We start from the raw sequence: 24423 nt of genomic DNA, 5'->3' as shown, positions 1-24423 counted from the left end.
AAAAATATACTAAAAATAACCAAATATTTGGTTATTTTTTATTAATTAATATAACAAATCAATAAATACAAAAGTGATAACACTAATTAATTAGTATTTGTATTAGTACTTTCTTTTAATAATTGTTGATCTCCTGTTTTTGAACCATTAATTATTGGTTTAATAAATGATTCAAAAACAAGATTAGGATTTGTAAATAATTGTTCTTGATTATTTAATTCAAAAATAGATTTTTCTAATATTTCATTTTTTTGATGTGCTGGTACTTTAATTATATCTTCAATAAAAATATCAATTATAGCATTTTGTGTTTCTTCATTAATTTCTTTATCAGACAACTGATTTTTAAGTTTCAATCTAGCATTAATTAAAAAATCAGAACTTTCCTCTCTTGGAAATGAAATACTTTCTTGAAAACTATTATTACTTGAATTAACTTCAAATGAAGGTGTTACTACTTTTGTAGTTTCTTCCTCATTCCTTTTTGCTGGTGTTTGATTAGTAACATTTGAAAAATATTGATAATGTCGAGCTTGATAGTATAACTTCACTTCATTATTATCATTATTAGCAATTACATTATCTGGTTCAAATCTTTCCCTACTTGCAATATCAAAATCTTCATTAATTCTAATAATATCACAATTTAAAATATTACAAATTGCTTCAATTTCAACAGAACCTGTTATTTCACCATTTTTTCTCATTTGTTCTAAACTTTTTCTTATTTGTGTATCTTCACTATTGTTAGGATATAATTCTTTATTTTTTTTATTAATTTCACTATCTAATAACATTGATCTAAAATTAGCTTTATTATTTGGACGTTTTGTATCTAAATTTGTTTCAATATAATCACAAATACGATTACGAAAGACTTTAACTAATTTTTCATTTTCTTTATCAGCAAAATTAAAATCAGCAAAATTAAAAATTCGTTCTCAACCGACTTCTATACCAAAAAGTGATTTATATCTTGTCTTAAATTGGTTTTTATTAGTTTTAACTTGTTCTAAATATGAAACGATTACTGCTCATAATAAACAATTACCATCTCTTTGTACATCTTTAATTGCCATGGTGATGTGTGCTCCTTTAAAAGAAAAACAGTTACTTTAAAAATAAAATAATAAACTGAAATTTTGAATAAATATATTGGGGTTTTAATCTTCGTTGCTTTGCAATTCATCGTAAATTGGTAATAAATATTACTACTTATAATATAACAAAAAAACAAAAAAATAATAGCAAATCATTATTAAAATATTATATATAAATATTTCATAATTTAATTTTATTTGCTGAATTATACTTGTAAGTGCAATTAAATAAAATTGCAAAAAATTCTCATATAAAAATTTCATAATGCTAAATTTAGTTTAGAAAAAAGTAAGGAGTTTTTATATGAGTTATAAACATCTTGGCATAGATGAAAGGATTTATATTGAGAATCAATTGAAATTTAAATTTAAAATTAGTGAAATAGCTAAAAATCTTAATCGAAGTATTAGTACTATTATTCGAGAAATTAATAGAAATAAAGATAATAATCATTATTTTTCATTAATTGCACAAAATAAAGCTGAAAATCGAAAACAATCACATATTAGTTTTCATAAGTTTAAAAATAAGAATTTAGTAAAATATGTACAACAAAAATTACTATTAGGTTGATCACCTGAACAAATTTATGGCAGAATTAAAAATTTTCATAAACAATGAGTTATTAGTTTTAAAACAATTTATACTTGAATTTATTTTGGAATGCTTGATAAAGTTACTAGTAAAAATTTAAGAAGAAAAGGTAAAAAACGAAAATCTAAAGAAAATCGTGGCAAGTTTAATGGTAAATCAATTAAAGAACGAGATATAAATGTTAATGATCGTATAACACTTGGTCATTGAGAAGGAGATACTATAGTATCATCAAGAGGCAAAAGCAAATCATGTTTAATAACTTTAGTTGAAAGAGTATCACGATTTTCTTTAGCAATATTAGTTAAAAACAGAACTACTAAAGTTATTAATAAAAATGTCAGTTATTATTTATCAATTCTTCCTAAAAACATTGTTAAAACTATTACTTTTGATCGTGGCAAAGAATTTTCAAATTGACAACAACTTGAAAAAAATTTAGATGTAAAAATTTATTTTGCCAATCCATATTCACCTTGACAAAGAGGTACTAATGAAAATACTAATGGTTTAATTAGATAAAAATTTCCTAAAAAATTTATTTTTTCAAAAACTAATAAAAATGAAGTTCATAAATTTATATTGTCTTTAAATCAAAGACCGAGAAAAATATTAAATTATCTTTCACCAATCGAATATTTGGATAGAAAAATAATTTAGTTGCACTTACCTTTACAATTTAGCACTAATCTTTTTAAATATTTATTTAAAAATAAAAAAAGTAGATAATAACTTTTGAGATGCTATTGAAAATTGTGAAATTATTAATAATTACTATGTTCATTAATTTTTTATTTATTATTAGAAATTAAAGTAAGAAATTTAAAAACTATTGATTATATTTATTATTTAATATAGTAAGCATAGATAAAATTATATGCTTACTATAAATTTTTAATTACTCTTGATAAAACTAACTGAATATTATCATTATAAATTTCTACCTTTCCTTCCATTAAAATTACTTTATTAACTTGTAAATATTCTTGATATATTTGATATAACTTTTCAAAAACCGTTACTTCAATAACATTACTATCATTTTGCATTTCAAAAAAAGCCATTAATTTTTTAGTTTTAGTTTTAATTACTCTAATATTATTGATAACTCCATATACTCTAACATGTTGATCAACATAATTATTAATATATGCTAAATCAATAGCTTTATTATGAGGATCTAATTGCTCTTTTCATAGTAATTTAGGATTATATTTTAAATAAAGTCCTAATGCACGATGTTCATTAATACTATTATTATTTCAATCATCTTCTCTTTGTAACATAATTGGTTTAGCAATTAAATTAAAATTTAATGATAATTCGCCACTAGTTTCATTTTTTACCTGCACCATATTGGCATATTCTAATGCACCATCCAAGTTTAATAATAACATTGTTCGATTTGATTGAATATCATCTAAAGCACCAGCAGCAATTAAATGTTCAATGTTTTTACGATTCAAACCAATAAATATTGCTCGAGCACAAAAGTTAAAAAAATCTTGAAAAAATCCATTACTAGTACGTTCTTTAATAAGATTACTACAACTACCTTGACTCATTTGCTTAATTGCTTGTAAACTATAACGAATAGCTTTTTTAGCACCATCAATTAAAAAATCAATGTCAGAAAATTGAATTGATGGTGGTAAAACTTTAATTTGATATTTTTGACATTCATTCAAATATTGTAACATTTTTTGATCATTACCAATAACGCTACTTAATAACGACACCATAAATGCCAATGGATAATTTGCTTTTAAATAAACTAAATAATAACTAATTAATGAATAAGCGACAGCATGAGATCGATTAAATCCATAACCAGCAAATTTTTCAATATCTTCTCATATTTTCTTAACAACTCTTGGTGAATAACCTCTATTAACAGCACTTTTAATAAATGAGTTTGCTTGTTCTTTCATAACTGTAGTATCTTTTTTACTAATTGCACGACGAATTAAATCAGCTTTTCCTAATGAATAACCAGCAACTTTCTGTAAAATTAATAATATTTGTTCTTGATAAATAATAATGCCATAAGTTGATGCTAAATAAGGTTTTAAATCTTCATGAATATACGTAACTTTTTGTTTTCCTAATTTACGATTAATATAATCTTGAATGTACTCTTGTGGTCCAGGACGAAATAAAGAAGAACTAGCAATAATATCTTCTAAGTTATCAACTTTCATTTTAATTAAAATTTGACGCATTCCTGAAGATTCCAATTGAAAAATACCGGTTGTATCACCATTTTTAATAATGTTAAAACTTTTTTCATCATTTAAAGGAATTTGAGATAATTTTAAATTTAAAAAATAATGTTTGCTTACTTGTTGTAAAATATTTTGCAAAATAGTTAAATTACGTAATCCTAAAATATCCATTTTTATCAAACCAAGAGTTTCTAGGGTTTGCATTGGAAATTGCGTTTGATAAATACCTTGAAATCCTAATTGTAATGGAATAGCAGTAACTAACGGTGCTCTTGTAATAACGATTCCTGCTGCATGAGTACTAGTTTGTCGTGGAAAACCAAGAATTTCTTTGGTTAAAATAAACAATAAAGGATACTTATTTGCATATCATGCTAATTTTGGTGATTGTTTAATAGCCATATCTATTTCAAAATTATATTGAATTGGTATTAATTTTGTCATTTCATTAATATCTTCAATATTAACTTGAAAAACTCTTCCCAAATCACGAATTGCCATTTTACTAGCAATTGTTTGAAAAGTAACAATATATGCAACATGTTCTTTGCCATATTTTTGATGAATATAATTAATAACTTCATCTCTTCTTGTATCTTCAAAATCGATATCAATGTCTGGTAATGATATTCGTTCTGGATTTAAAAATCTTTCAAAAATTAAATTATAAGCAATAGGATCAACACCAGTAATTCCTAAAACATATGCCACTAAACTACCAGCAACACTTCCTCTACCTGGTCCAACCATTATATTCTTGCTTTTTGCAAATTTAACATAATCATTAACAATTAAAAAATAATCAGCAAAACCCATTTCATTAATTACTTGTAATTCATATAAAACTCTTTTAACGTATGTTTCAGGAATTTCACGACTTTGAAAATGCGCTTCTAATCCCTGCTTACATAATTCTTGCAAATATAAATTACTAGTAAGATGATTAGGGCAAGTAAATTTTGGTAAACTTAATTCTGCACTATTTGGCTTATTTTTAGGAAATTTTAAATTACATAATCAAATAACCTTTTCAATATTTTCAATAATTTCATTTGGATAATGTTGCATTAAATCTTGTTTAGTTTTATATAAAAACTCATTACTTTTTGATAAATCTTCTGATTTTAATGTTTTTTGTTCTTTAATAGCTTGTAAAATTTGATAAGTACGATGTTGTTTTTCATCTAAATATAAAACCAAATCAATTGGAATAATATTAGATGTAATCGATTTTAATAAAGTAATATTATCCATATCACTAGGTACTAAACCAAAATAAACTAATTCATGACCTGTTGAATTTAAAATATCATAATTATTTTTAATATATCTAATATTTTTATTATTAGCATGAATAATAACTAAAACTTCACGTGTTTGATTAAGATATTTTTTTACATCATTAGTAGTAACAATATTATCATTAGTACTAATAATAGTAGAAAGCTCTATTAATCTTTGATAACCAGCATATGAAGTTGCCATAATAGTTAATTCAACTTTATCAGTAGCACTTTCTCAAACACAATTTAAACCAATTAATGGTTTAATATCATTCTCTATACATAAATTACAAAATTCATAAGCACCATACATTATATTTTTATCTACTAAAGATAGAACTTTTAAATTATTTTTTTTAGCAAATTCAATATAATCACTTATTTTAATAGTTGATGAAAGAAATGAATAATTAGAACGAACATTTAAATTAACTATATATTTCATACTATCCCCTACAATTCTTGAATGACTTATATTACAAGTTAATTTTAACATCATTTTATCTTGCTAGGTTATTCTTAAGTTATTGTTTTTAATACAAAACTATTTAAAACACTTAAAATCAACTTTTTTAGAAATAAAATAAAAAAATAAATTTTATTTCTAAAATTTATATTAAAAAAGAAAAAATAAACATTATTTTTTTCAATAATTAATAATTAATAATTTGGGAAAAATTATAATATATTTTTTTACATATTAAAACCAATAATATGTTAAAATCTGCATAAACTTAATACAAGTTTTCAACTTATTACTTCATTTTAAAGTAAGTGAGTTTGTTATTTTGAATCAAATAAGGAGAAAAAAAATGGATATTCAAAATATTAATTTAATAAAATCTGCTAAAATCGGTGATCTACAAGTGCTGAATTATACTTGTAAGTGCAAGTAAATAAAATTGCAAAAAATTCTCATATAAAAATTTCATAATGCTAAATTTAGTTTAGAAAAAAGTAAGGAGTTTTTATATGAGTTATAAACATCTTGGCATAGATGAAAGGATTTATATTGAGAATCAATTGAAATTTAAATTTAAAATTAGTGAAATAGCTAAAAATCTTAATCGAAGTATTAGTACTATTATTCGAGAAATTAATAGAAATAAAGATAATAATCATTATTTTTCATTAATTGCACAAAATAAAGCTGAAAATCGAAAACAATCACATATTAGTTTTCATAAGTTTAAAAATAAGAATTTAGTAAAATATGTACAACAAAAATTACTATTAGGTTGATCACCTGAACAAATTTATGGCAGAATTAAAAATTTTCATAAAGAGTGAGTTATTAGTTTTAAAACAATTTATACTTGAATTTATTTTGGAATGCTTGATAAAGTTACTAGTAAAAATTTAAGAAGAAAAGGTAAAAAACGAAAATCTAAAGAAAATCGTGGCAAGTTTAATGGTAAATCAATTAAAGAACGAGATATAAATGTTAATGATCGTATAACACTTGGTCATTGAGAAGGAGATACTATAGTATCATCATGAGGTAAAAGCAAATCATGTTTAATAACTTTAGTTGAAAGAGTATCACGATTTACTTTAGCAATATTAGTTAAAAACAGAACTACTAAAGTTATTAATAAAAATGTCAGTTATTATTTATCAATTCTTCCTAAAAACATTGTTAAAACTATTACTTTTGATCGTGGCAAAGAATTTTCAAATTGACAACAACTTGAAAAAAATTTAGATGTAAAAATTTATTTTGCCAATCCATATTCACCTTGACAAAGAGGTACTAATGAAAATAATAATGGTTTAATTAGAGAAAAATTTCCTAAAAAATTTATTTTTTCAAAAACTAATAAAAATGAAGTTCATAAATTTATATTGTCTTTAAATCAAAGACCGAGAAAAATATTAAATTATCTTTCACCAATCGAATATTTGGATAGAAAAATAATTTAGTTGCACTTACCTTTACAATTTAGCATATTTAAAGTAAATAAACTGTAATTTATTAAAACTATTAAATTATTAATAAATTTATTTATATTTTTTCAATATCTTTAAAACTATTTATTAAAATTTGTTCTCAATCAATTATTTGCTTTAAATCATTTTCTAAAAGTTCACATTCTTTAATCTTTGGTTGTGTAACAGGGTTTTTGGGAACAAATAATGAACAACAATCAGCGAATGGTAAAATTGATGTTTCATAAGTACCAATTTTTTTAGCAAGATTAATAATATCAACTTTATCTTCGGCAATTAAACTACGCAAAATTGGTAAATTGCTAACAATATTAATAGCATTAATACTTGCTAATGTTTGTGAAGCAACCTGACCAATCGCTTCACCGGTTGCTAATGCTTGAATTTTATATTTTTCTGCAAATAAACTAGCAATTCTAATAAACATTCTACGCATTAAAGTAATACGATAACTTTCTTTCTTAATATGACTTAATTCATTTTGCAAGTTAGTAAAATTGCAAATATATAAATTTTTACTACCAGCATTATAAGGTGCTAAAATTTGAACTAAAGTTTCTACTTTTTTTAATGCTGTTGGTAAAGTAAAAGGTGGAGTAGCAAAATGTAAATATTGAACTTGTAATCCTCGTTTCATTAATTTATATGCTGCTACAGGGGAATCGATACCACCGCTCAATAATAATAACACTTTCCCTGAACTACCTACTGGAAATCCACCAGCACCAATAATTTTATTTGCAAATAAATAAATATCATCCTTATTAACTTTGATATTTATTTTTAAATCAGGATTAGTAACATTAACTTTTAAATCTGTTTTTTTTAAAATTATAGAAGCTATAATTTTAACTATTTGTTCTGAATTTAATGAAAAACTCTTATCACTACGACTAACAAAAAGTTTAAATGTTTTAAAATTTGTTAGATCTTGACTTAAAATTAATGATATTACTTTTTCTGATAATATTTCCATATTTTTAGCAATTCTAAAAGCAGGTGATAATGAACTAATACCAAATATTTTCACCAAAATATTAATAACATCATTCATTACGTCAAGAGATAAATTAGTTAGTTCCATCCGATCATGAAAATGAATAATATTTATTTGTTTATAATCACTAAGAGCATACTTAATATTTATTTTTAATTGTTTAATAAAATCAATCCGATTTTTACTTTTAGTTGTTAATTCACCATAACGAATAATAATAATTGGTACCATTTAAATTTCCTCTTTTTTAAAATTTATTCCATTAATTCCAATAATAATGTTAATGCTTTTTGATTATGATTATTAGTGATATTATTTTCAATTTCATTAAATTTACTATTAAGTTGCTGATTAATTGAACGATGACGATTAGCATAAACAAGAGTTAAATGTGATAATTTATGAATAGTAATTTCCATTTTTAATTCAGTATAAAGATGAAAAATTTTATTTTGTAAATCATTAAATTTACTAAAAGAAGAATTATCATAATTTCCATTTTTAAAATTTAAAATAGTATCATTTATTAAATATTGTAAATCACTAAACTTTTCTTTATAAATTTCATTTAAATAATAAAAATTAATATTATTTAAAATATTATCAATTTGTAACATCATTGAATTGATTTTATCAACATAAGTTTTAAATTTAATTTTTGCTTTATTTTGTTCATTCAACAATTTATTATACTCTTTTAAACTATTAAAAACAACAATACTATTTTCAAATAACGCCGCTAATAACATCACTAATGTTTCATAACTAGTATTTTTTATTGATTTTTGATGTTCTATGATTAATAAATTATCAAAATCATTAACAGTAGCAAGTTGTTTATTAATAATAGTTTCTAAGTTAGTTATTTTGCTATTTTCTATCATTTTAGAATTAATTTTATTTGAAAGAGCAATTTCATTTTTAATAGTTTCAAATATTTCATTGAAATTAAAACTCATAACTAAAAATTTTTCATAATTTTGTTTAAAAATATTATAAAATATTTGTTCTTTATCAATTTTATTACTAAAAGTGGCAATTAATTTTAATATTTCTTGAGTTTTAACCTTAGCTTTTTTGTATTGTAAATTATTAATTTGTTTATTAATAAAACTTAACTTTTCATCAACGTTTGCTACTAATTGTTCGTATTGTAAAAGTAAAGTATTATTTATTTTTATCATTTGATATTTATTTTTTAAGGCCGCCATTTTTTGTTTAATTTCATATGTTATAATATAACGAAGTGTTGGTAAATTATCTAAAATTTCTGCCAATGTTACAACAGCAATCGCAATCTCACTTAAAATAGTAATAATTTGACTAACATTAATAGCATTAATATTTGTTTCTAATTCTTTAAACATATCATTAATTATTTTAATAACTTCATCTAATTGTTCTCGATTAAGATCATTTTGTAAATTAATCTTGATCATTTGATCTTGTAAATAATTAAAATTTTGTTTAAAAAATAATTGATATTCTCGTAATAATTGATCAATACTAATAAAATAATCTATTTCAATTGTTAATAACTGCAATTGATTTTTTAAATTATTACTTTTATTATGCATTCTATACATTAATTTATATCTTTTTCATAATTCTTTATTATTTTGTAATTTTAAAATTTGAATATATTTTTTAAAAACATTATTTAAATCTTTTTTTAAAAAAAGATTATAACGACTAATTCAAATCCCTAAAATAGAACTATATTGTTCATTTGCTTGTACCATTTGATTAATACGATTTAATCTTTCTTTAATATTAATATTTTGAATATATTGCAAATTTTTATAAACCATAAATTGTTTATTTTTATATGAACTAAAAATTACTAATAAACTTGTTAAAACGATAATAGTAAAAATTAATAAACTAATAATAGTTATTATAATAATTTGTGCACTAGTTAATTTATAAATTTTTATTAACATCAACATAGTTTTATTCTCCTTTCCTTATATTTTAAATATATTAAAAGATATTAATCTTTTATTTTATTATTAATTCTAAAATATTTAATAATATCAACTAAACCTAAAAATAACATTTGTGGTTCATAAATATAAGAAAAATCAAAATAAGATTTTAAAATTGGTACACTACCTCCTGTTAAAATTACAAGTAAACTAATATTTGTTTCATTTTGAATTCTAGCAACTATACTATTAATCATTGCACTAAAACCATAACCATAACCAATTGATAAAGCATGATTAGTATTTTTACCTAACATTGATTGATAATGTTGCATTTCAAAATCAACAAGTAAAGCAGCATTATCAATCAATGCATCTTTACTTGTACTAAATCCAGGTCCAATAATAACACCAACCAAAACATCATTAACAACAACACTATAAGTAGTAGCAGTTCCCAAACTAACAACTATCGCATTGTGATACTTAGTATAAGCAGCATATGATAATGCTATCAAATCACTACCTAATTGACGATTTTCTAAATTAAGTTTTAAAGGTAAAGAACTTAGTAAATTAAAATCAACAATTAACGGTTTTAAATTATATGTAAAAACAATTAATTTTTCTATTATTATTAAAAAATTTGGAACAACACAACTAATAACAGCTTCTTCAAAATGTAATTTTTTATTTAATTTAAATGCTTTTTTCAATTGAACAATTGCAGTTTTACTTTTGGTTTCTATTACTGCTCATTGTTCAATAATTTCACTATCATTAATCATAGCAATCTTAATTAATGTATTACCAATATCTACTAATAACAAACTTTTCATTATTATACTTGTTGAACCATTTCTTTAGTTGAAGCTAATTCATCATATAGTGTACGAACAAGATTATTTAAGTTTTCAACTTGTAAAAACTTACCACTACGAGCTATTGAAACAGAACCATTAGTTTCACTAACAATAACTGATACTGCATCGGTTTGCTCTGATATTCCAATAGCAGCACGATGACGTGAACCAAATTGACTAGATATTTTTTTATTAGTTAGTGGAAAATAAGTAGAGGCACATTCAATACGACCTAAACGAATAATAACTGCACCATCATGCAATGGTGAACCTTTAATAAAAATAGATTGTAATAGTTGTGAAGTTACTTCACCATCAATTTTTACTCCCAAATCAGTATATTCATTTAATGAAACATTCCTTTCAATAGTAATTAGTGCTCCAATTTTTTCTTCTGCTAATTTAATCACTGCTTCTGCTAAAACACTTGCTAACATTCTTTTTTCTGAAGTTGCTAGTAGTTTCATATGAGATTTATTTCTTGTTGTTCATCAAACTTTTTTACCACGAATAAAGGTATTCATAACTATTAAAATAAGAATTGTCATTAATAAAGAAATGGTTATTCCAAATAAAACCGCTATTTCAGCAATAACTGTTCCAATATCTGCTGAAATTACAGTCGAAATAATATTTAACGGTAATACACTCATATTAAATACCACCATTCCTTTATTTTTTGATTCCACTACTTTAATTATAAAGTAAAAAAATTATTTTTGATATTATTAGTATAACAACTTATCATAATTTACAAAATACTCCTTTTAAATTTATTTTTAAAAGGAGTACTAATATTTTTGATAATTTTAGATTTTATCTTATATAAGTTTATAAAATTATTATTTGTTAATTATCTTTATTAACTATAAATTTGGTACAGTGTTATGAACATAATTTTTATTTACTACGGATAATGTTGATAAATTCTTATTTACTTATGCTTTTATTAAAAAATCATTATCACTATCTTTACTATTTTCTCTTGAAGATAATTTAGTTTGTAATTTTTCAATTAATTTTAGTGAATTTGATAGTTTTTCCTGTAATCATACTGATGCTACTGATATATCTGTGATTGTTACTGTTGCTGGTTCTGTTTTTAATTTTTCTAATTTTTCTGATGCATTTGATAATTGTTCTTCTAATTTTTTTAAAGATTCTACTAATTCTTTTAATGTTTCATCTTCTCATACTTTTTCTTTTAATGTTTGTAATACTTTTAATCCTGTTAATACTTTTGTTTCTAATGTTTTTACTTGATTTTCTATCTTATCTTTTGCTTTATTTTTTCTCTTACTGGTTTTGATTGATTCTTTTCCTCCAGATATTACTTTTCCTAACCCGACTAATGTTTTTAGCGAGATTGCAATTGATTTAGCGTCCATATTTTATTCACCTTTTCTAATTAAATAAAAAAATCTATTACTTTAAAATTAAAGAAATAGGATTTAAAATAAACTTGATATTAAGTTTATAAAATTATTGTATTATAGTTTTCTATACTATTATATTTTTATACAAATTAACATCGTTAAATGTTTTTAATATTTAATTCTAAACTATCAAATCAAAAACTAATTAATATTATTTTTAATAATATCTGTTATTTCTTTAACAGCAATATCTAAGTCATCGTTAATAACAATATAATCATATTCATGTTGAACTTTAAATTCTTCTTTTGCTTTATTTAACCTTTTCTCAATAATTGCTTCTGACTCACTAGCACGCATACGAATTCTTTGTTCTAATTCTTGATAAGAAGGAGGCATAATAAAAATACTCATAATATCATTGCGATGTTCATAATTTTTTAAAACTTGACTAGCACCATCAACCTCAATTTCCAAAATAACGTTATAACCTTGATTTTGCAAATTTAAAACATAACTCTTACTAGTACCATAGTAATTACCAATAAAATTTGTATATTCTAAAAAATCATTACCTTTAACATGATTTAAAAAAGTTGATACATCAACAAAAAAATAATTAATGCCATCTTGTTCTTTATTACGTGGTTTTCTTGTTGTAATCGAAACTGAATATGCTAAATTTAATGATTTATCAGCAAATAATTTAGCAATAATTGCACCCTTACCAACACCACTTGGTCCAGAAAGAATAATTAATTTTCCTTTTTTTTGTGCCATTTACATTCTACTTTCTACTTTTCATAAAATTGAATTATTTTAATATATATTTTACCGTATTTTTTATTAGATACTACTTTAAAATGGAAATTTAATTGTAAATTTTCAAGTGGTACATTTGTTTCTAAAACAATTAAAGCATTATTAGCAAGTAAATTATTTTTATAAAAGAAATCAATAATTCACTGTTGACAAGTAATATTTGCAAACGGTGGATCAATAAAAACAATATCACACTGTTGTACTAGTGTTTTACTAAAAATTTGATAATCCAAATTACTTAATTTAACTTGTTCTTGTAAATTACAAGCAAAACAATTTTGATTAATAATATTACAAGCAGCTTTATTAATATCATTTGCAAAAGCAAATTTTGCCCCTCGTGATAAACTTTCAAGAATTAAATTACCACTTCCAGCAAATAAATCAACAACAATTTTATCTTCAAAACTACAATAATTTAACATAATATTAAAAATATTTTCTTTAATTCGATTTAATGTTGGCCGTGTTGATAAACCATCTAAAGTAATTATTTTTTTTCCTTTTAATTTTCCAGCAATAATTTTCATGTTTTCTCCAAAATTTAGTTTATAATAACTTTATCATTAAATTTGATAAAAGCAAATTAGTTTAATTTATTATTTATTACAAACTGATGAAAGGATCTGCAATGTTAAAAAAATTACAAAACGAAGTACCATCAGCATCTTGAATTACTGAAGATACAAAACCTAGTTTATTAAAACCTTGTGCTGATGTTATTTTACCATTAACACCTAAAGATGAAAATATTATGAAACGTATGATTGATTGAGTAAAAGCATCACAAGATAAAGAATTTAATGCTAACAACATTTTAACCGAAGCTATTGGTATTGCTGCACCACAAATTGGAGAAAATATAAAAATGTATTATATTTTATTACCAATTCCTGATAAAAATGAAAAGATTATTTACTATGAACATGCATTAATAAATCCAAAAATCATTGGTAAAAGCGAACAAATAGCTTATTTAAAAAAAGGTGAAGGTTGTTTAAGTGTAACTAATCACCCTCATGAAGGTTTAGTTCCACGTAGTTATAAAATCAACGTTACAGGTTATGACTATTTAAAAAAGAAAAAAGTAACTTTAACTGTTAGAGGTTATGAAGCAATTGTTTTTCAACATGAGCAAGACCATTTAGAAGGAAAACTCTTTTATCATCACATTAATAAGGATAATCCTTGACTTAATGATGATAAATGGATTATGATATAAAGTAGAATGATAAACTTAAGTTTTTAAATTGTTTTATTATAGTTAAATATAATATACCAAATAAGTAATAAGTAAAAACATGATTAAATTCATTACATTTTTTTATGTTATGTTTTATGTTATTTCCTTATAATTTTAAAATGAATAAAGGAGAAAAAATATGAGTGATACACCCACAAAAAATACTATGCCAGTTAAAAAGTTCGTCACGAAAATCTTTGCGCTTGGTGGGCTAGAAGAAGTTGGAAAAAATACTTATGTAATTGAACAAGATAATGAAATTATTATTATTGATGCTGGAGTAAAATTTGCTGATGCTTCTATGCCAGGAATTGAAGCAGTAATTCCTGATTATAGTTACCTAAAAGAAAATAAACATAAAATTAAAGGAATATTTATTACTCATGGTCATGAAGATCATATTGGTGGTATACCATACTTATTAAAAGAAATTAGTGATATTCCAGCTATTTATGCTCCTAACTTAGCAGCAGCTTTAATTCGTCATAAAATTAAGGACAAAGGAATAAAATCAAAAATAAAAATAAATATTGTTGATGGTAATAGTAAAATTAAAACTAACAGATTTATTATTAGTTTTTTTGCTGTTAATCATTCAATTCCTGATGCATATGGAATTTGCGTAGAAAATTCAAATGGAACTGTTGTAACAACAGGTGATTATAAATTCGATTGAACACCTTTAGGTCATAAAGCAGATATTGATAAAATGGCACAAATGGGTCAAAAAGGAGTAACATTATTTTTAGCAGATTCAACGAATGCTGAAGTACCCGGTTATACAATGACAGAAATGCTTGTTGTTAAAAGAATTAGTGAAATATTTGCTAAAGCGAAGGGCAGAATTTTAATTTCTACTTTTGCTTCTAATGTACACCGTTTACAACAAATTATTGAAGTTGCAACAAAACATAATAGAAAAGTTATTGTTGTTGGAAGAAGTTTAGAAAGAATAGTTAATGTTATTCGTCAAATGGGACATTTAAAAGTTCGTGATAGTTCATTTATTAAAGCAGAAGAAGCTAAAAAATATGATAATAATCAAATTGTTATTATTTGTACGGGTTCCCAAGGTGAACCAATGGCAGCATTATCAAGAATTGCTAATCGCGAACATCGTCAAATAAAAATTATACCCGGTGATACAATAATATTCTCTTCATCAGCAATTCCCGGTAACCGTGCTGACGTTGAAAGAGTAGTTAATAAACTAACACGACTTAGTGCGATTGTTGAAGAAAATTCACCATTAAATTGATTGCATACTTCTGGTCATGCTTCACAAGAAGAACAAAAATTAATGTTAAATTTAATTAAACCATCATACTTTATGCCAATGCATGGTGATTATCGAATGTTAAAAGTTCATAAAGAAACAGCTGTATCAATTGGAATCCCTGAAGAAAATATATTTATTTGTGCTAACGGTGATCCAATTATTATGGATAATGGTAAATGTTCTTTAAGCGATAAACGCATTGCTGCTGATCATATTTATGTTGATGGTGGTAAAGATATGTCAGGAGTAACAACTGCTGCAGTAATCCGTGATAGACAAATTCTTTCTAAAGATGGTTTAATTGCAATTGTTGTTTCTATTGATTCACAAAATAATAAATTATTAGCACCACCAACGTTTATTTCTCGCGGTTCTTTCTATGTTCGTGATGCAGCACCTTTAGTATCTGAAGCAATATCATTACTAACAAAAGCTATTAATGAAGTATTAAAAAGCGAAAGACCTACTTTTGCTACAATAAAAAATGCTATCAAATCAACATTAGCACCTTATATATTTAAAAAGAAAAGAAGAAACCCTTTAATTATTCCTGTTATATTAAATAAAAAATAGTTTTAAAAACTATTTTTTATTTTTTTTGATATATTTTATTAAACATAATTAGCATTGAATATGATGTTATTATTAAGGGTTAACTATTAATTCTTCTCCTACAAGAATCATAACTTCACCGATTTTAAATCTAACTGTAATTTTATCATTGGCCATAAAATTACCTGTTGATTTATCATTTTTTGCTACTAATAATTTTAGTGATCCTTTATTTAATAATTTTTGGATTCCAAAGATTGTTTTAACATTATCTTTAGAATTATCTAACATTGAAGTCAAATCACTCTTAATTTGAAATTTACTTACTGATTGACCTACTTTAAATTCACTTTGAAAATTACTATTAAAATCTGTTTTTTTAATTGGAAAAATATCATGACCAACTACTCCGTTTGTACTTGTTTTTATAACTACTTTATATTTATCAGTTTTTGTAACACCATTTGTAAACATTATATTATATGAACCTTTTACAATGTAAAAATCATTTTTGTCTGTTACTGGATTTAAATCAACATTAATATTTGAAATAATAGTAGTTACATTATTTAATTCTGTTTCATTAAAAATAGCATCTTCTAATTTTGTGCCACTATCAATTTTAATATTTAAGGCATTTTTTAAAAATTGAAAACTTTCTTCATCTTTAGCTTTTTTATCATTTTTAATCAAATTTATTACCTTAATATTAGTTGGATTGATTTTTCAGGTTACTTGTGATTTATCATTTTCATCAATATTAATAGTAGGCATTAATAATCCTTCACCATTAGCATTAGTCAATTTTAAACCTTGTGAAACTTTTGCATTTAATAAATTTTCTTCGAAATCTTGATTATCACATGCAATAACTGAGCTTGTGCTAACTGTAGTTAAAGTAACTGCTGACATTAATCTTAATACCGATTTTATAATATTCATATTTTTCTCCTTAATCTTTAAATCTTTTTTACTATACCTATTATATACAATTTTTGTTATATTACATTAATTATTATTTTATTATGATTTGAGTGTTTACTTAATTAATTGTATAAATTTAATCTGTATAATTAAATGAAAATTACATTTATATTTGTAAAGTTTGTTTATTATTAATTGTTAAAAAATTATTATCATCTTCAATTAAATTTATGTTATTTTTAAAATAATCAAAAGCATCAATAGCAACTTCATCAACATCATAATAATAATTTATAATGTTAAATCTATTTTTATTAGCATTTTTATCTTTTTTATCTAAAGGTTTAATAAAACAAGATTTTTTTCTTGATAATAAATCAATATTTTTTTCTAAAAATATTCTATCTTCTTCATTTATTTGAACTTTTGATTTAATTGCTAAAGCATTTTCTTTTTTTAGTAACATACAAGCATGATTTCATGCTGAATTCCCCGAACTATCTTTATAATCAATATCAACTGATCATTTTGTTACTAAATAAGTTACTAATTTTTATCAATCATTTAATACTGCTATATGCAATAATGAATAATTTTCCTCTTCAAATTTTAGACTATTAATAAATTCTTTTTGCTAAATTGTAAAGGTAAGTGCAACTAAATTATTTTTCTATCCAAATATTCGATTGGTGAAAGATAATTTAATATTTTTCTCGGTCTTTGATTTAAAGACAATATAAATTTATGAACTTCATTTTTATTAGTTTTTGAAAAAATAAATTTTTTAGGAAATTTTTCTCTAATTAAACCATTAGTATTTTCATTAGTACCTCTTTGTCAAGGTGAATATGGATTGGCAAAATAAATTTTTACATCTAAATTTTTTTCAAGTTGTTGTCAATTTGAAAATTCTTTGCCACGATCAAAAGTAATATTTTTAACAATGTTTTTAGGAAGAATTGATAAATAATAACTGACATTTTTATTAATAACTTTAGTAGTTCTGTTTTTAACTAATATTGCTAAAGTAAATCGTGATACTTTTTCAACTAAAGTTATTAAACATGATTTGCTTTTACCTCGTGATGATACTATAGTATCTCCTTCTCAATGACCAAGTGTTATACGATCATTAACATTTATATCTCGTTCTTTAATTGATTTATCATTAAACTTGCCACGATTTTCTTTAGATTTTCGTTTTTTACCTTTTCTTCTTAAATTTTTACTAGTAACTTTATCAAGCATTCCAAAATAAATTCAAGTATAAATTGTTTTAAAACTAATAACTCATTGTTTATGAAAATTTTTAATTCTGCCATAAATTTGTTCAGGTGATCAACCTAATAGTAATTTTTGTTGTACATATTTTACTAAATTCTTATTTTTAAACTTATGAAAACTAATATGTGATTGTTTTCGATTTTCAGCTTTATTTTGTGCAATTAATGAAAAATAATGATTATTATCTTTATTTCTATTAATTTCTCGAATAATAGTACTAATACTTCGATTAAGATTTTTAGCTATTTCACTAATTTTAAATTTAAATTTCAATTGATTCTCAATATAAATCCTTTCATCTATGCCAAGATGTTTATAACTCATATAACAACTCCTTACTTTTTTCTAAACTAAATTTAGCATTATGAAATTTTTATATGAGAATTTTTTGCAATTTTATTTACTTGCACTTACAAGTATAATTCAGCCTGGTGGATTAAGTGAAAGTATAGCACTTGGATTAGGTGCAAGTGATTTAGTTGCTAGTATTAGTGCTGTTGGTGTAGAATTTTAACTGATTTTACTATTAATCAAGTTTATGATTATTTAAAAGGAAATGTAACAAAATTAAATACTTTCTTTAACATACTTCCTGTATTTGCTGGACTTAATAAAATTAGTCGTGGTTATCGCACTACTAAATTTATTAAGTTAGCACAAAAAACTAAAACATTAGAACAAGTTGGTGTTAAAGAAGCAAAAAACTTACAAGAAATTATTAGTCAAGTAAGTGGAAAAGAAATTTTAACAGATAAAATTATTGGTAATAAACGTTATTTAATGAATTATAGTTTTACTCCTAATCGTGAAACAGTATTACGAGATTTAGGTTATGTTGCTGAAAGACAATATAAAAATAATTTTCAAAGACTAGAAACAGAAAAATTAATGGAACACTTATTATTACAAAATACATTAATAAAACTAAGTCCACAATTAACTCCTAAATTTAAAATTAAAGATATCGAAAAAGCAAATAACTTTTTAAAAAAATTTAATACTGATTTAAAAAAAGTACTATCTATGAATCAACATGATTGATTAAATTTAGTTCATACAATACATACAGAAAATAGATATGGAAAAATTTTAATTTTAGATTTACAAAAAATTCGTGCTAATGCTATTAAATTTAATTTTAAAAATAGTATTATTCATCAACTTGTTTTAAAAGCAAATCAAACTTTTAAATATTTTGATATTAGATTTTATTTAAAAAAGGCTTTTAATAAATTTTGAAAAGATACACCATATTTTGAAAAAATACGACAAAGTATATATAAATTACAAGAAAAATTTGAAAATTTAGAAAAACAAGCATTTGAAAAAATTAATAAATTAAAAGAAAAAGCAACTGACTTATTTACTATTGCATAAAAACGAGCAATTAAACACGCACAATTAATTCCATTAAATTCACCAGTATTTATAGGTTGTAAAGTTCAACCTTTGTCATTAGATAAATGTGCAATTACTATTTATCATCGCAATCCTAAATATAAACCAATTACAATTGTTGATAGTATTCTTAAAGCAAAAACTTTTGTTACTCAAATACATCCATTTCATTGATATCGTTGATATAGTGGTTGATACATTGGTTATGGTGTTAATCGTAATAAATGATTAAAAGCAATAGCATTTGCTCCACCAGTTGTTCAACAAATAGATAGTTTTAAAGTATATAGAGAAATATTTAGAACTATTAGAACTTATCATAAAGTAGTAAATGTTATTAATAATCCTATTGAAAATATTAACAAATCATTTAAAAATGTTGGTTTGAAGTTTTCAGTAAATACTTTATTTGGTACTGGATTATTACATCATTTAGAAAAATTTGCATATAGTCAAGTTTTAACAAAAAGTAAGAAAAAATTAAAAAAAGGTAAAAATAAAATACAAAAAGAAATTGAGCATATAACACATAGAAAAACTAAAACAAAAACTAAACATTATAAAAAAACATTTTTTAAGGCATGATAAAATATGATTAATAAACTTTGAACTAGTGTTATTCTAGAAAATTATAATAACTGATATCCATTAACTGGAAAAAATTATAGAAACACCACAGCAATATATACAGACATGACCTAATGTTGATGATTGATTTAAAACATTTGCTATTCGTGCTCAAAATGATATTAATGCTTATCTTGATTTTATTTTATCTAAATTTCCTTTTGATAGTTTTAAAGATGAATTAATTAAAGAAACATTAAGAGATATGGTTTATGTTATGGTTGAACATTGAGTATTTAATCGTACACCAATTGAATTTAATGTTGATGCTACTATTCAATTTAATAATGGTACTCAATTTAGTGGAAATAGTACTCCTACAATTAATGTTTGAGATTTAGCACCTAGTAGAATGAAAATATGAGCAAGATTAACAGAATTAAAACAAATATTTTCAAGTTATAATGATGATGAAATAGATGTTGAAAAAATTGACTTAAAAGCATTTTATACTAGAAATCAAGTTGATGAATTAATAAAAGAACAAAAAGAATTTACATTATTAAAACAAATTAAATTATATGATGATTTAGTTGATGATAATGAAAATGAAATGTATAGAGGTCCTGTTAGTAAATTTATTAATAAAGGTTATGTTGCAACTGATTATGATAAAGAAACTGAAACAATTATTTTAGATTGACCTGATGAAATTGGTACATTACCACCCGAAGCATTACAAAATAATCCACAAATTGGTGATTATACACATGCACCAACTTGTGATTTTTCTGCTAAACAACAAAAACGAATTACTACTAATGAAAATACTATTAAATTATCAGAAACTAAAGTTGATAATAATATCAAATTATTAGAAAATAAAATTGAGATTAATAAACAAAATATTGATGATATTAAAAATAACTGATTTAATATTGAAACTAGTCCATTATGAAAAGAAATATCAAATGAACTTTCAACTGATAATTTAAATAAAGAAATATTAGTAATATGAGGTTATATTTATGAAAGTGATATTTATAAATATAAATATACTAGAAAATCTATATTTAAATTAGATAAAGAATCTGCAATAAAATCATATACTCTATTAGATACTTTTTATTCAGATGAAATTAATAATATTAGATTATATTTAACTTGCAGTAATTATAAAATTCGTGCAAGTGCTACACCTGGAACATATTACTCAGGATTTATTTCTAAAATATATCAATATATTGGAAAAGGTACACCAACTGAATTTATAGCAGAAGAAAATACTGAACGTGATTACTATACAAAAATAGAAACTAATAATTTATTAGATAAAAAGCAAAATAAATTAACTGCTGGTGAAAATATTAAGATTGATGAAAAAACTAATACTATTAGTGCTACTGGTGGTAAAGTAGATTTATCAGATTATTATAAAAAAGAAGAAGTAGATAAAAAATTAGAAGATACAAAAGCACAATTTCCGATTGCATTTCAATTAAATGCTGTTGGTCAATAAATTCCTAATTTAGAAACTACTAATAAAACTGTTACTGGTGCTATTAATGAATTAAAACAAAAAAATAAAAGATAAAAAATTTTCAAATGATTATTTTAAATATAATACTGAAACAAATGAAGTTTCATTAAATGATGAAGAAAATTCATTACTTTGTAAGGATTTATTAGAAAATAATGAATATAAAATATTAAAAACTCAAAATAAAAAATTATTACAAGCAATTAATGAAATATTAGAAAAACAACCACAACCCAGTCCAAGTGGTTCAAATTGAAAAGAAGTAGGAGAAGTTATAACAGATAAAAATAATAATAATCAAAATTATATAAAATATATATTTAAAGATAAAACACATTATAGAATATATATAAGTTATGGTGATTATACAACTAAAGAAAATAATAAAAATTATAGTTGACAAATAATTAATTTTTATTATCAATTAGATACAAGCGTTGTAAAAAGTAGTTTATGAATAGCAAATAATAACAATAACCAACAAACTGAAATTAATATTTATAACAATAGAATAATGTGGGGTATGGGTAGAGATTATATTTTTAAAAGATTAGAAGAATTACAGGAATAATATTATGATTTTTAAAATTATAAAAATTATTTTAGGTTTAATTGGAGTTTTATTATCTTCTGCTGTTGCTGGTTTAATTATATTTATTATTGTAAAAATTGTATTAAAAATTAATCAAATATTTTAAAGAAAGGTGGTGAATATTATGTTAAGTAGATTTTTTAGAAAAGATAAAAGTAATATTAGTGATAATCAAAATGAAAAAGTAAAATTTTTAACAAATAAAAATAAAAGTACTCATGCTTCAATTTTAAATTATTTTGGTTTTAATGATTTTAATCATGAAACTTATTTCACTGATTTTGTAGCAGAAAATAATGCTAATTTATATAATGCTCCATTAGATATTAATAATGAAACTATTAAAAAATACTTAATTCAGCAATAATTTTATAGAAAAAATTGAAATTATATTTTTAAATTAAGTAAATTAGGAATTAGTGGTTATTTAATTTATATTGCTAATGATGATTTATATTTTCAAGTAGTAGATATACAACAAAGAGTTTATGATATTACTGGTAAATTAATTCAATGTACTATTTTTTATGATAGTTATGAACAAAATGCACAAATGGTAAGATTATTTGAAATTTATACATTAAATAATGAACAAGTAACAATTAACCGTGCAATTTATAGTATTAGTGATAATAAAAAACAATTTCCATTACCTTTTAAATCATACATTAATAATCCAAATTTAGAGCAAGAACAAACACTAAATATTAATTATATTCCAATAGCAATTATGCGAAATAAAGCAAATGAATTAGCAGATTGTAATAAAGTAATGGATAAAATTAAAGCATTAGATGTTATTTATGAACAAATTGTTTTAGATACAATTTTAAATTCACCTAAATTTATATTTAGTCAAACTTATGGTAATGTTCAATCAGCATTAGAAGATGCAGTAATAACTTTGGTTACTAAAAACTACATATTTAAAAGTGGCGGAGATAATAATGAACAAAATGAAAATATCAATATGACAAATAGCAATTTTAAAGGTAAAAATTTAACTGATATATACGATTGAAATGTTAATGAAATATTTAAACGTTGTGGTATTCATATACCAAGTCAAAAGAAATCCGCACAACAATCAGTTCCCGAAAGTACAGCAGTAAATATTTCAACCATTAATTATATTGAACAAAAATTATGACAATTTAATATTGATATTCTTAAATTTATTCAAATATTAGTACGTTTAGATAAAGATTTATTAAATAGTAAAACATTTAATATTAATGATGAACAAGAAATTAATAACTTAACAGTTAAATTAAAATTATTTAATCCAGAAAATAACCAATTAATAGGAGAAAACAATGGAAAAAAACAACAAACCACAAACGAAGTTTCCACAGAAACAAACTAAACTTAATCAAGCAGAAATAGAAAATGATTATTTAATTGATAATATTCCTTATGATTTTACTAATATGATGAGTGCTACTAGTGACCCTGATATTAATAGAGCATACGATGAATTTAAACTAAGAACTTTATATATTTATGAAATTGAACGTTTATTTAAAAATAATGAAAATAATAGTTTAAGATTTTCAGCAAACACTATTAAAATTGGTTTTATTGATATTGATAAAGTATTAAAAACTACTGCTGCTGAAACATCAGACTTTACTATGCAATTAAATCAAAGAGCAAGTACTAATATTAATGACAATACAATTGAATATAGTATGACTGATATTAAAAATTTAATTTTTCAAGAAATAAATTTACTAAATCAATTTAAGTTATATGCTGTTTCTATTAATGAACCATTAACTGAAAATAATATTGATAATTTATATATCATTAATAATTATTAACAACCTTATCAAAATCCTAAAACAAGAAGTACTAAAAGTATTATTATTATTAAAATTAAAGATTTTAAAACAAGAGATGGTT

General features: G+C 22.8%; 25 protein-coding genes. 12 read left to right on the top strand and 13 right to left on the bottom strand.

What is annotated here, in order from left to right:
- Nucleotides 1-86 precede the first annotated feature (86 nt).
- Together ACICQF_RS01905 and ACICQF_RS01900 are read right to left on the bottom strand one after the other, a co-directional pair.
- On the bottom strand, nucleotides 87-1079 hold the full coding sequence (locus ACICQF_RS01905) for an OTU domain-containing protein (RefSeq protein ID WP_395473487.1): 993 nt from the start codon (nucleotides 1077-1079) through the stop codon (nucleotides 87-89).
- Between the two features lie 132 nt (nucleotides 1080-1211).
- Nucleotides 1212-1364 (bottom strand): hypothetical protein, encoded by a 153-nt coding sequence (locus tag ACICQF_RS01900; RefSeq protein WP_395473486.1) that lies wholly within the window; start codon nucleotides 1362-1364, stop codon nucleotides 1212-1214.
- Between the two features lie 40 nt (nucleotides 1365-1404).
- Here ACICQF_RS01900 and ACICQF_RS01895 point away from each other — a divergent pair, with 40 nt between their 5' ends.
- Nucleotides 1405-2217 carry an IS30 family transposase gene (locus ACICQF_RS01895; protein ID WP_395473485.1) on the top strand — a complete coding sequence of 271 codons (813 nt, stop codon included), beginning with the start codon at nucleotides 1405-1407 and terminating at the stop codon, nucleotides 2215-2217.
- Between the two features lie 362 nt (nucleotides 2218-2579).
- On the opposite strand, the gene ACICQF_RS01890 is transcribed toward ACICQF_RS01895, so the two are convergent.
- The gene (locus ACICQF_RS01890) at nucleotides 2580-5648 is read right to left on the bottom strand and encodes a DNA polymerase III subunit alpha (protein ID WP_395473484.1); all 3069 of its coding nucleotides are present in this window, start codon (nucleotides 5646-5648) and stop codon (nucleotides 2580-2582) included.
- Between the two features lie 527 nt (nucleotides 5649-6175).
- Here ACICQF_RS01890 and ACICQF_RS01885 point away from each other — a divergent pair.
- Nucleotides 6176-7126, top strand: a complete 951-nt coding sequence (locus tag ACICQF_RS01885; RefSeq protein WP_395473483.1) for an IS30 family transposase — start codon at nucleotides 6176-6178, stop codon at nucleotides 7124-7126.
- Nucleotides 7127-7208: 82 nt separating this feature from the next.
- Here ACICQF_RS01885 and thiI read toward each other — a convergent pair whose 3' ends face one another.
- The 7 genes from thiI to ACICQF_RS01850 form a co-directional block, all read right to left on the bottom strand.
- Entirely contained in the window at nucleotides 7209-8381 is a 1173-nt protein-coding gene (gene thiI, locus ACICQF_RS01880; RefSeq protein ID WP_395473482.1) for a tRNA uracil 4-sulfurtransferase ThiI, read from the bottom strand.
- A gap of 23 nt (nucleotides 8382-8404) precedes the next feature.
- A complete protein-coding gene (locus tag ACICQF_RS01875) occupies nucleotides 8405-10099 on the bottom strand; it encodes a hypothetical protein (RefSeq protein WP_395473481.1) in 1695 nt (564 codons plus the stop codon).
- A gap of 44 nt (nucleotides 10100-10143) precedes the next feature.
- Nucleotides 10144-10917 (bottom strand): type III pantothenate kinase, encoded by a 774-nt coding sequence (locus ACICQF_RS01870; protein WP_395473480.1) that lies wholly within the window; start codon nucleotides 10915-10917, stop codon nucleotides 10144-10146.
- 2 nt (nucleotides 10918-10919) lie between these two features.
- Entirely contained in the window at nucleotides 10920-11594 is a 675-nt protein-coding gene (locus ACICQF_RS01865; RefSeq protein ID WP_252320291.1) for a diadenylate cyclase, read from the bottom strand.
- Between the two features lie 285 nt (nucleotides 11595-11879).
- Complete coding sequence (locus ACICQF_RS01860; RefSeq protein WP_395473479.1) at nucleotides 11880-12329, bottom strand: hypothetical protein; 450 nt, start codon at nucleotides 12327-12329, stop codon at nucleotides 11880-11882.
- 189 nt (nucleotides 12330-12518) lie between these two features.
- Nucleotides 12519-13097, bottom strand: a complete 579-nt coding sequence (gene gmk / locus ACICQF_RS01855) for a guanylate kinase (protein ID WP_395473478.1) — start codon at nucleotides 13095-13097, stop codon at nucleotides 12519-12521.
- Between the two features lie 14 nt (nucleotides 13098-13111).
- Entirely contained in the window at nucleotides 13112-13669 is a 558-nt protein-coding gene (locus ACICQF_RS01850) for an RsmD family RNA methyltransferase (protein ID WP_338957664.1), read from the bottom strand.
- Nucleotides 13670-13770: 101 nt separating this feature from the next.
- On the opposite strand from ACICQF_RS01850, the gene def reads away from it, so the two are divergent.
- A complete protein-coding gene (def, locus tag ACICQF_RS01845; protein ID WP_338980486.1) occupies nucleotides 13771-14361 on the top strand; it encodes a peptide deformylase in 591 nt (196 codons plus the stop codon).
- Nucleotides 14362-14521: 160 nt separating this feature from the next.
- Nucleotides 14522-16234: a ribonuclease J gene (locus ACICQF_RS01840; protein ID WP_395473477.1), complete on the top strand. Its 1713-nt coding sequence runs from the start codon at nucleotides 14522-14524 to the stop codon at nucleotides 16232-16234.
- Nucleotides 16235-16306: 72 nt separating this feature from the next.
- Here ACICQF_RS01840 and ACICQF_RS01835 read toward each other — a convergent pair whose 3' ends face one another.
- The 3 genes from ACICQF_RS01835 to ACICQF_RS01825 form a co-directional block, all read right to left on the bottom strand.
- Nucleotides 16307-17155: a hypothetical protein gene (locus ACICQF_RS01835; RefSeq protein ID WP_395473476.1), complete on the bottom strand. Its 849-nt coding sequence runs from the start codon at nucleotides 17153-17155 to the stop codon at nucleotides 16307-16309.
- 148 nt (nucleotides 17156-17303) lie between these two features.
- Complete coding sequence (locus ACICQF_RS01830; RefSeq protein WP_338957670.1) at nucleotides 17304-17603, bottom strand: hypothetical protein; 300 nt, start codon at nucleotides 17601-17603, stop codon at nucleotides 17304-17306.
- Nucleotides 17604-17794: 191 nt separating this feature from the next.
- The gene (locus tag ACICQF_RS01825; RefSeq protein WP_395473475.1) at nucleotides 17795-18745 is read right to left on the bottom strand and encodes an IS30 family transposase; all 951 of its coding nucleotides are present in this window, start codon (nucleotides 18743-18745) and stop codon (nucleotides 17795-17797) included.
- Between the two features lie 40 nt (nucleotides 18746-18785).
- Here ACICQF_RS01825 and ACICQF_RS01820 point away from each other — a divergent pair, with 40 nt between their 5' ends.
- The 8 genes from ACICQF_RS01820 to ACICQF_RS01785 all read left to right on the top strand — a co-directional run bounded on the left by ACICQF_RS01820 (nucleotide 18786) and on the right by ACICQF_RS01785 (nucleotide 24341).
- Complete coding sequence (locus tag ACICQF_RS01820; RefSeq protein ID WP_395473474.1) at nucleotides 18786-18935, top strand: hypothetical protein; 150 nt, start codon at nucleotides 18786-18788, stop codon at nucleotides 18933-18935.
- Between the two features lie 266 nt (nucleotides 18936-19201).
- A complete protein-coding gene (locus ACICQF_RS01815; protein ID WP_395473473.1) occupies nucleotides 19202-19798 on the top strand; it encodes a hypothetical protein in 597 nt (198 codons plus the stop codon).
- Nucleotides 19799-19870: 72 nt separating this feature from the next.
- Nucleotides 19871-20407 carry a hypothetical protein gene (locus ACICQF_RS01810; RefSeq protein ID WP_395473472.1) on the top strand — a complete coding sequence of 179 codons (537 nt, stop codon included), beginning with the start codon at nucleotides 19871-19873 and terminating at the stop codon, nucleotides 20405-20407.
- A gap of 244 nt (nucleotides 20408-20651) precedes the next feature.
- On the top strand, nucleotides 20652-21905 hold the full coding sequence (locus tag ACICQF_RS01805) for a hypothetical protein (protein WP_395473471.1): 1254 nt from the start codon (nucleotides 20652-20654) through the stop codon (nucleotides 21903-21905).
- A 596-nt stretch (nucleotides 21906-22501) separates the two neighbouring features.
- A complete protein-coding gene (locus tag ACICQF_RS01800) occupies nucleotides 22502-22624 on the top strand; it encodes a hypothetical protein (protein WP_338973864.1) in 123 nt (40 codons plus the stop codon).
- Between the two features lie 18 nt (nucleotides 22625-22642).
- A complete protein-coding gene (locus tag ACICQF_RS01795; RefSeq protein WP_395473470.1) occupies nucleotides 22643-22885 on the top strand; it encodes a hypothetical protein in 243 nt (80 codons plus the stop codon).
- Between the two features lie 186 nt (nucleotides 22886-23071).
- Nucleotides 23072-23884, top strand: coding sequence for a hypothetical protein (locus tag ACICQF_RS01790; protein WP_395473469.1), 813 nt, complete (start codon nucleotides 23072-23074; stop codon nucleotides 23882-23884).
- Nucleotides 23835-24341 carry a hypothetical protein gene (locus ACICQF_RS01785; protein ID WP_395473468.1) on the top strand — a complete coding sequence of 169 codons (507 nt, stop codon included), beginning with the start codon at nucleotides 23835-23837 and terminating at the stop codon, nucleotides 24339-24341. The genes ACICQF_RS01790 and ACICQF_RS01785 overlap by 50 nt, the downstream gene beginning before the upstream one ends.
- Nucleotides 24342-24423 lie beyond the last annotated feature (82 nt).

Origin of the sequence: Spiroplasma endosymbiont of Nomada rufipes (assembly GCF_964277355.1) — a bacterium.
Classification (GTDB): Bacteria; Bacillota_I; Bacilli_A; order Mycoplasmatales; family VBWQ01; genus Spiroplasma_E.
The sequence above is the reverse complement of the archived record's forward strand: the minus strand, read 5'-3'. Positions and strand labels throughout refer to the sequence as shown.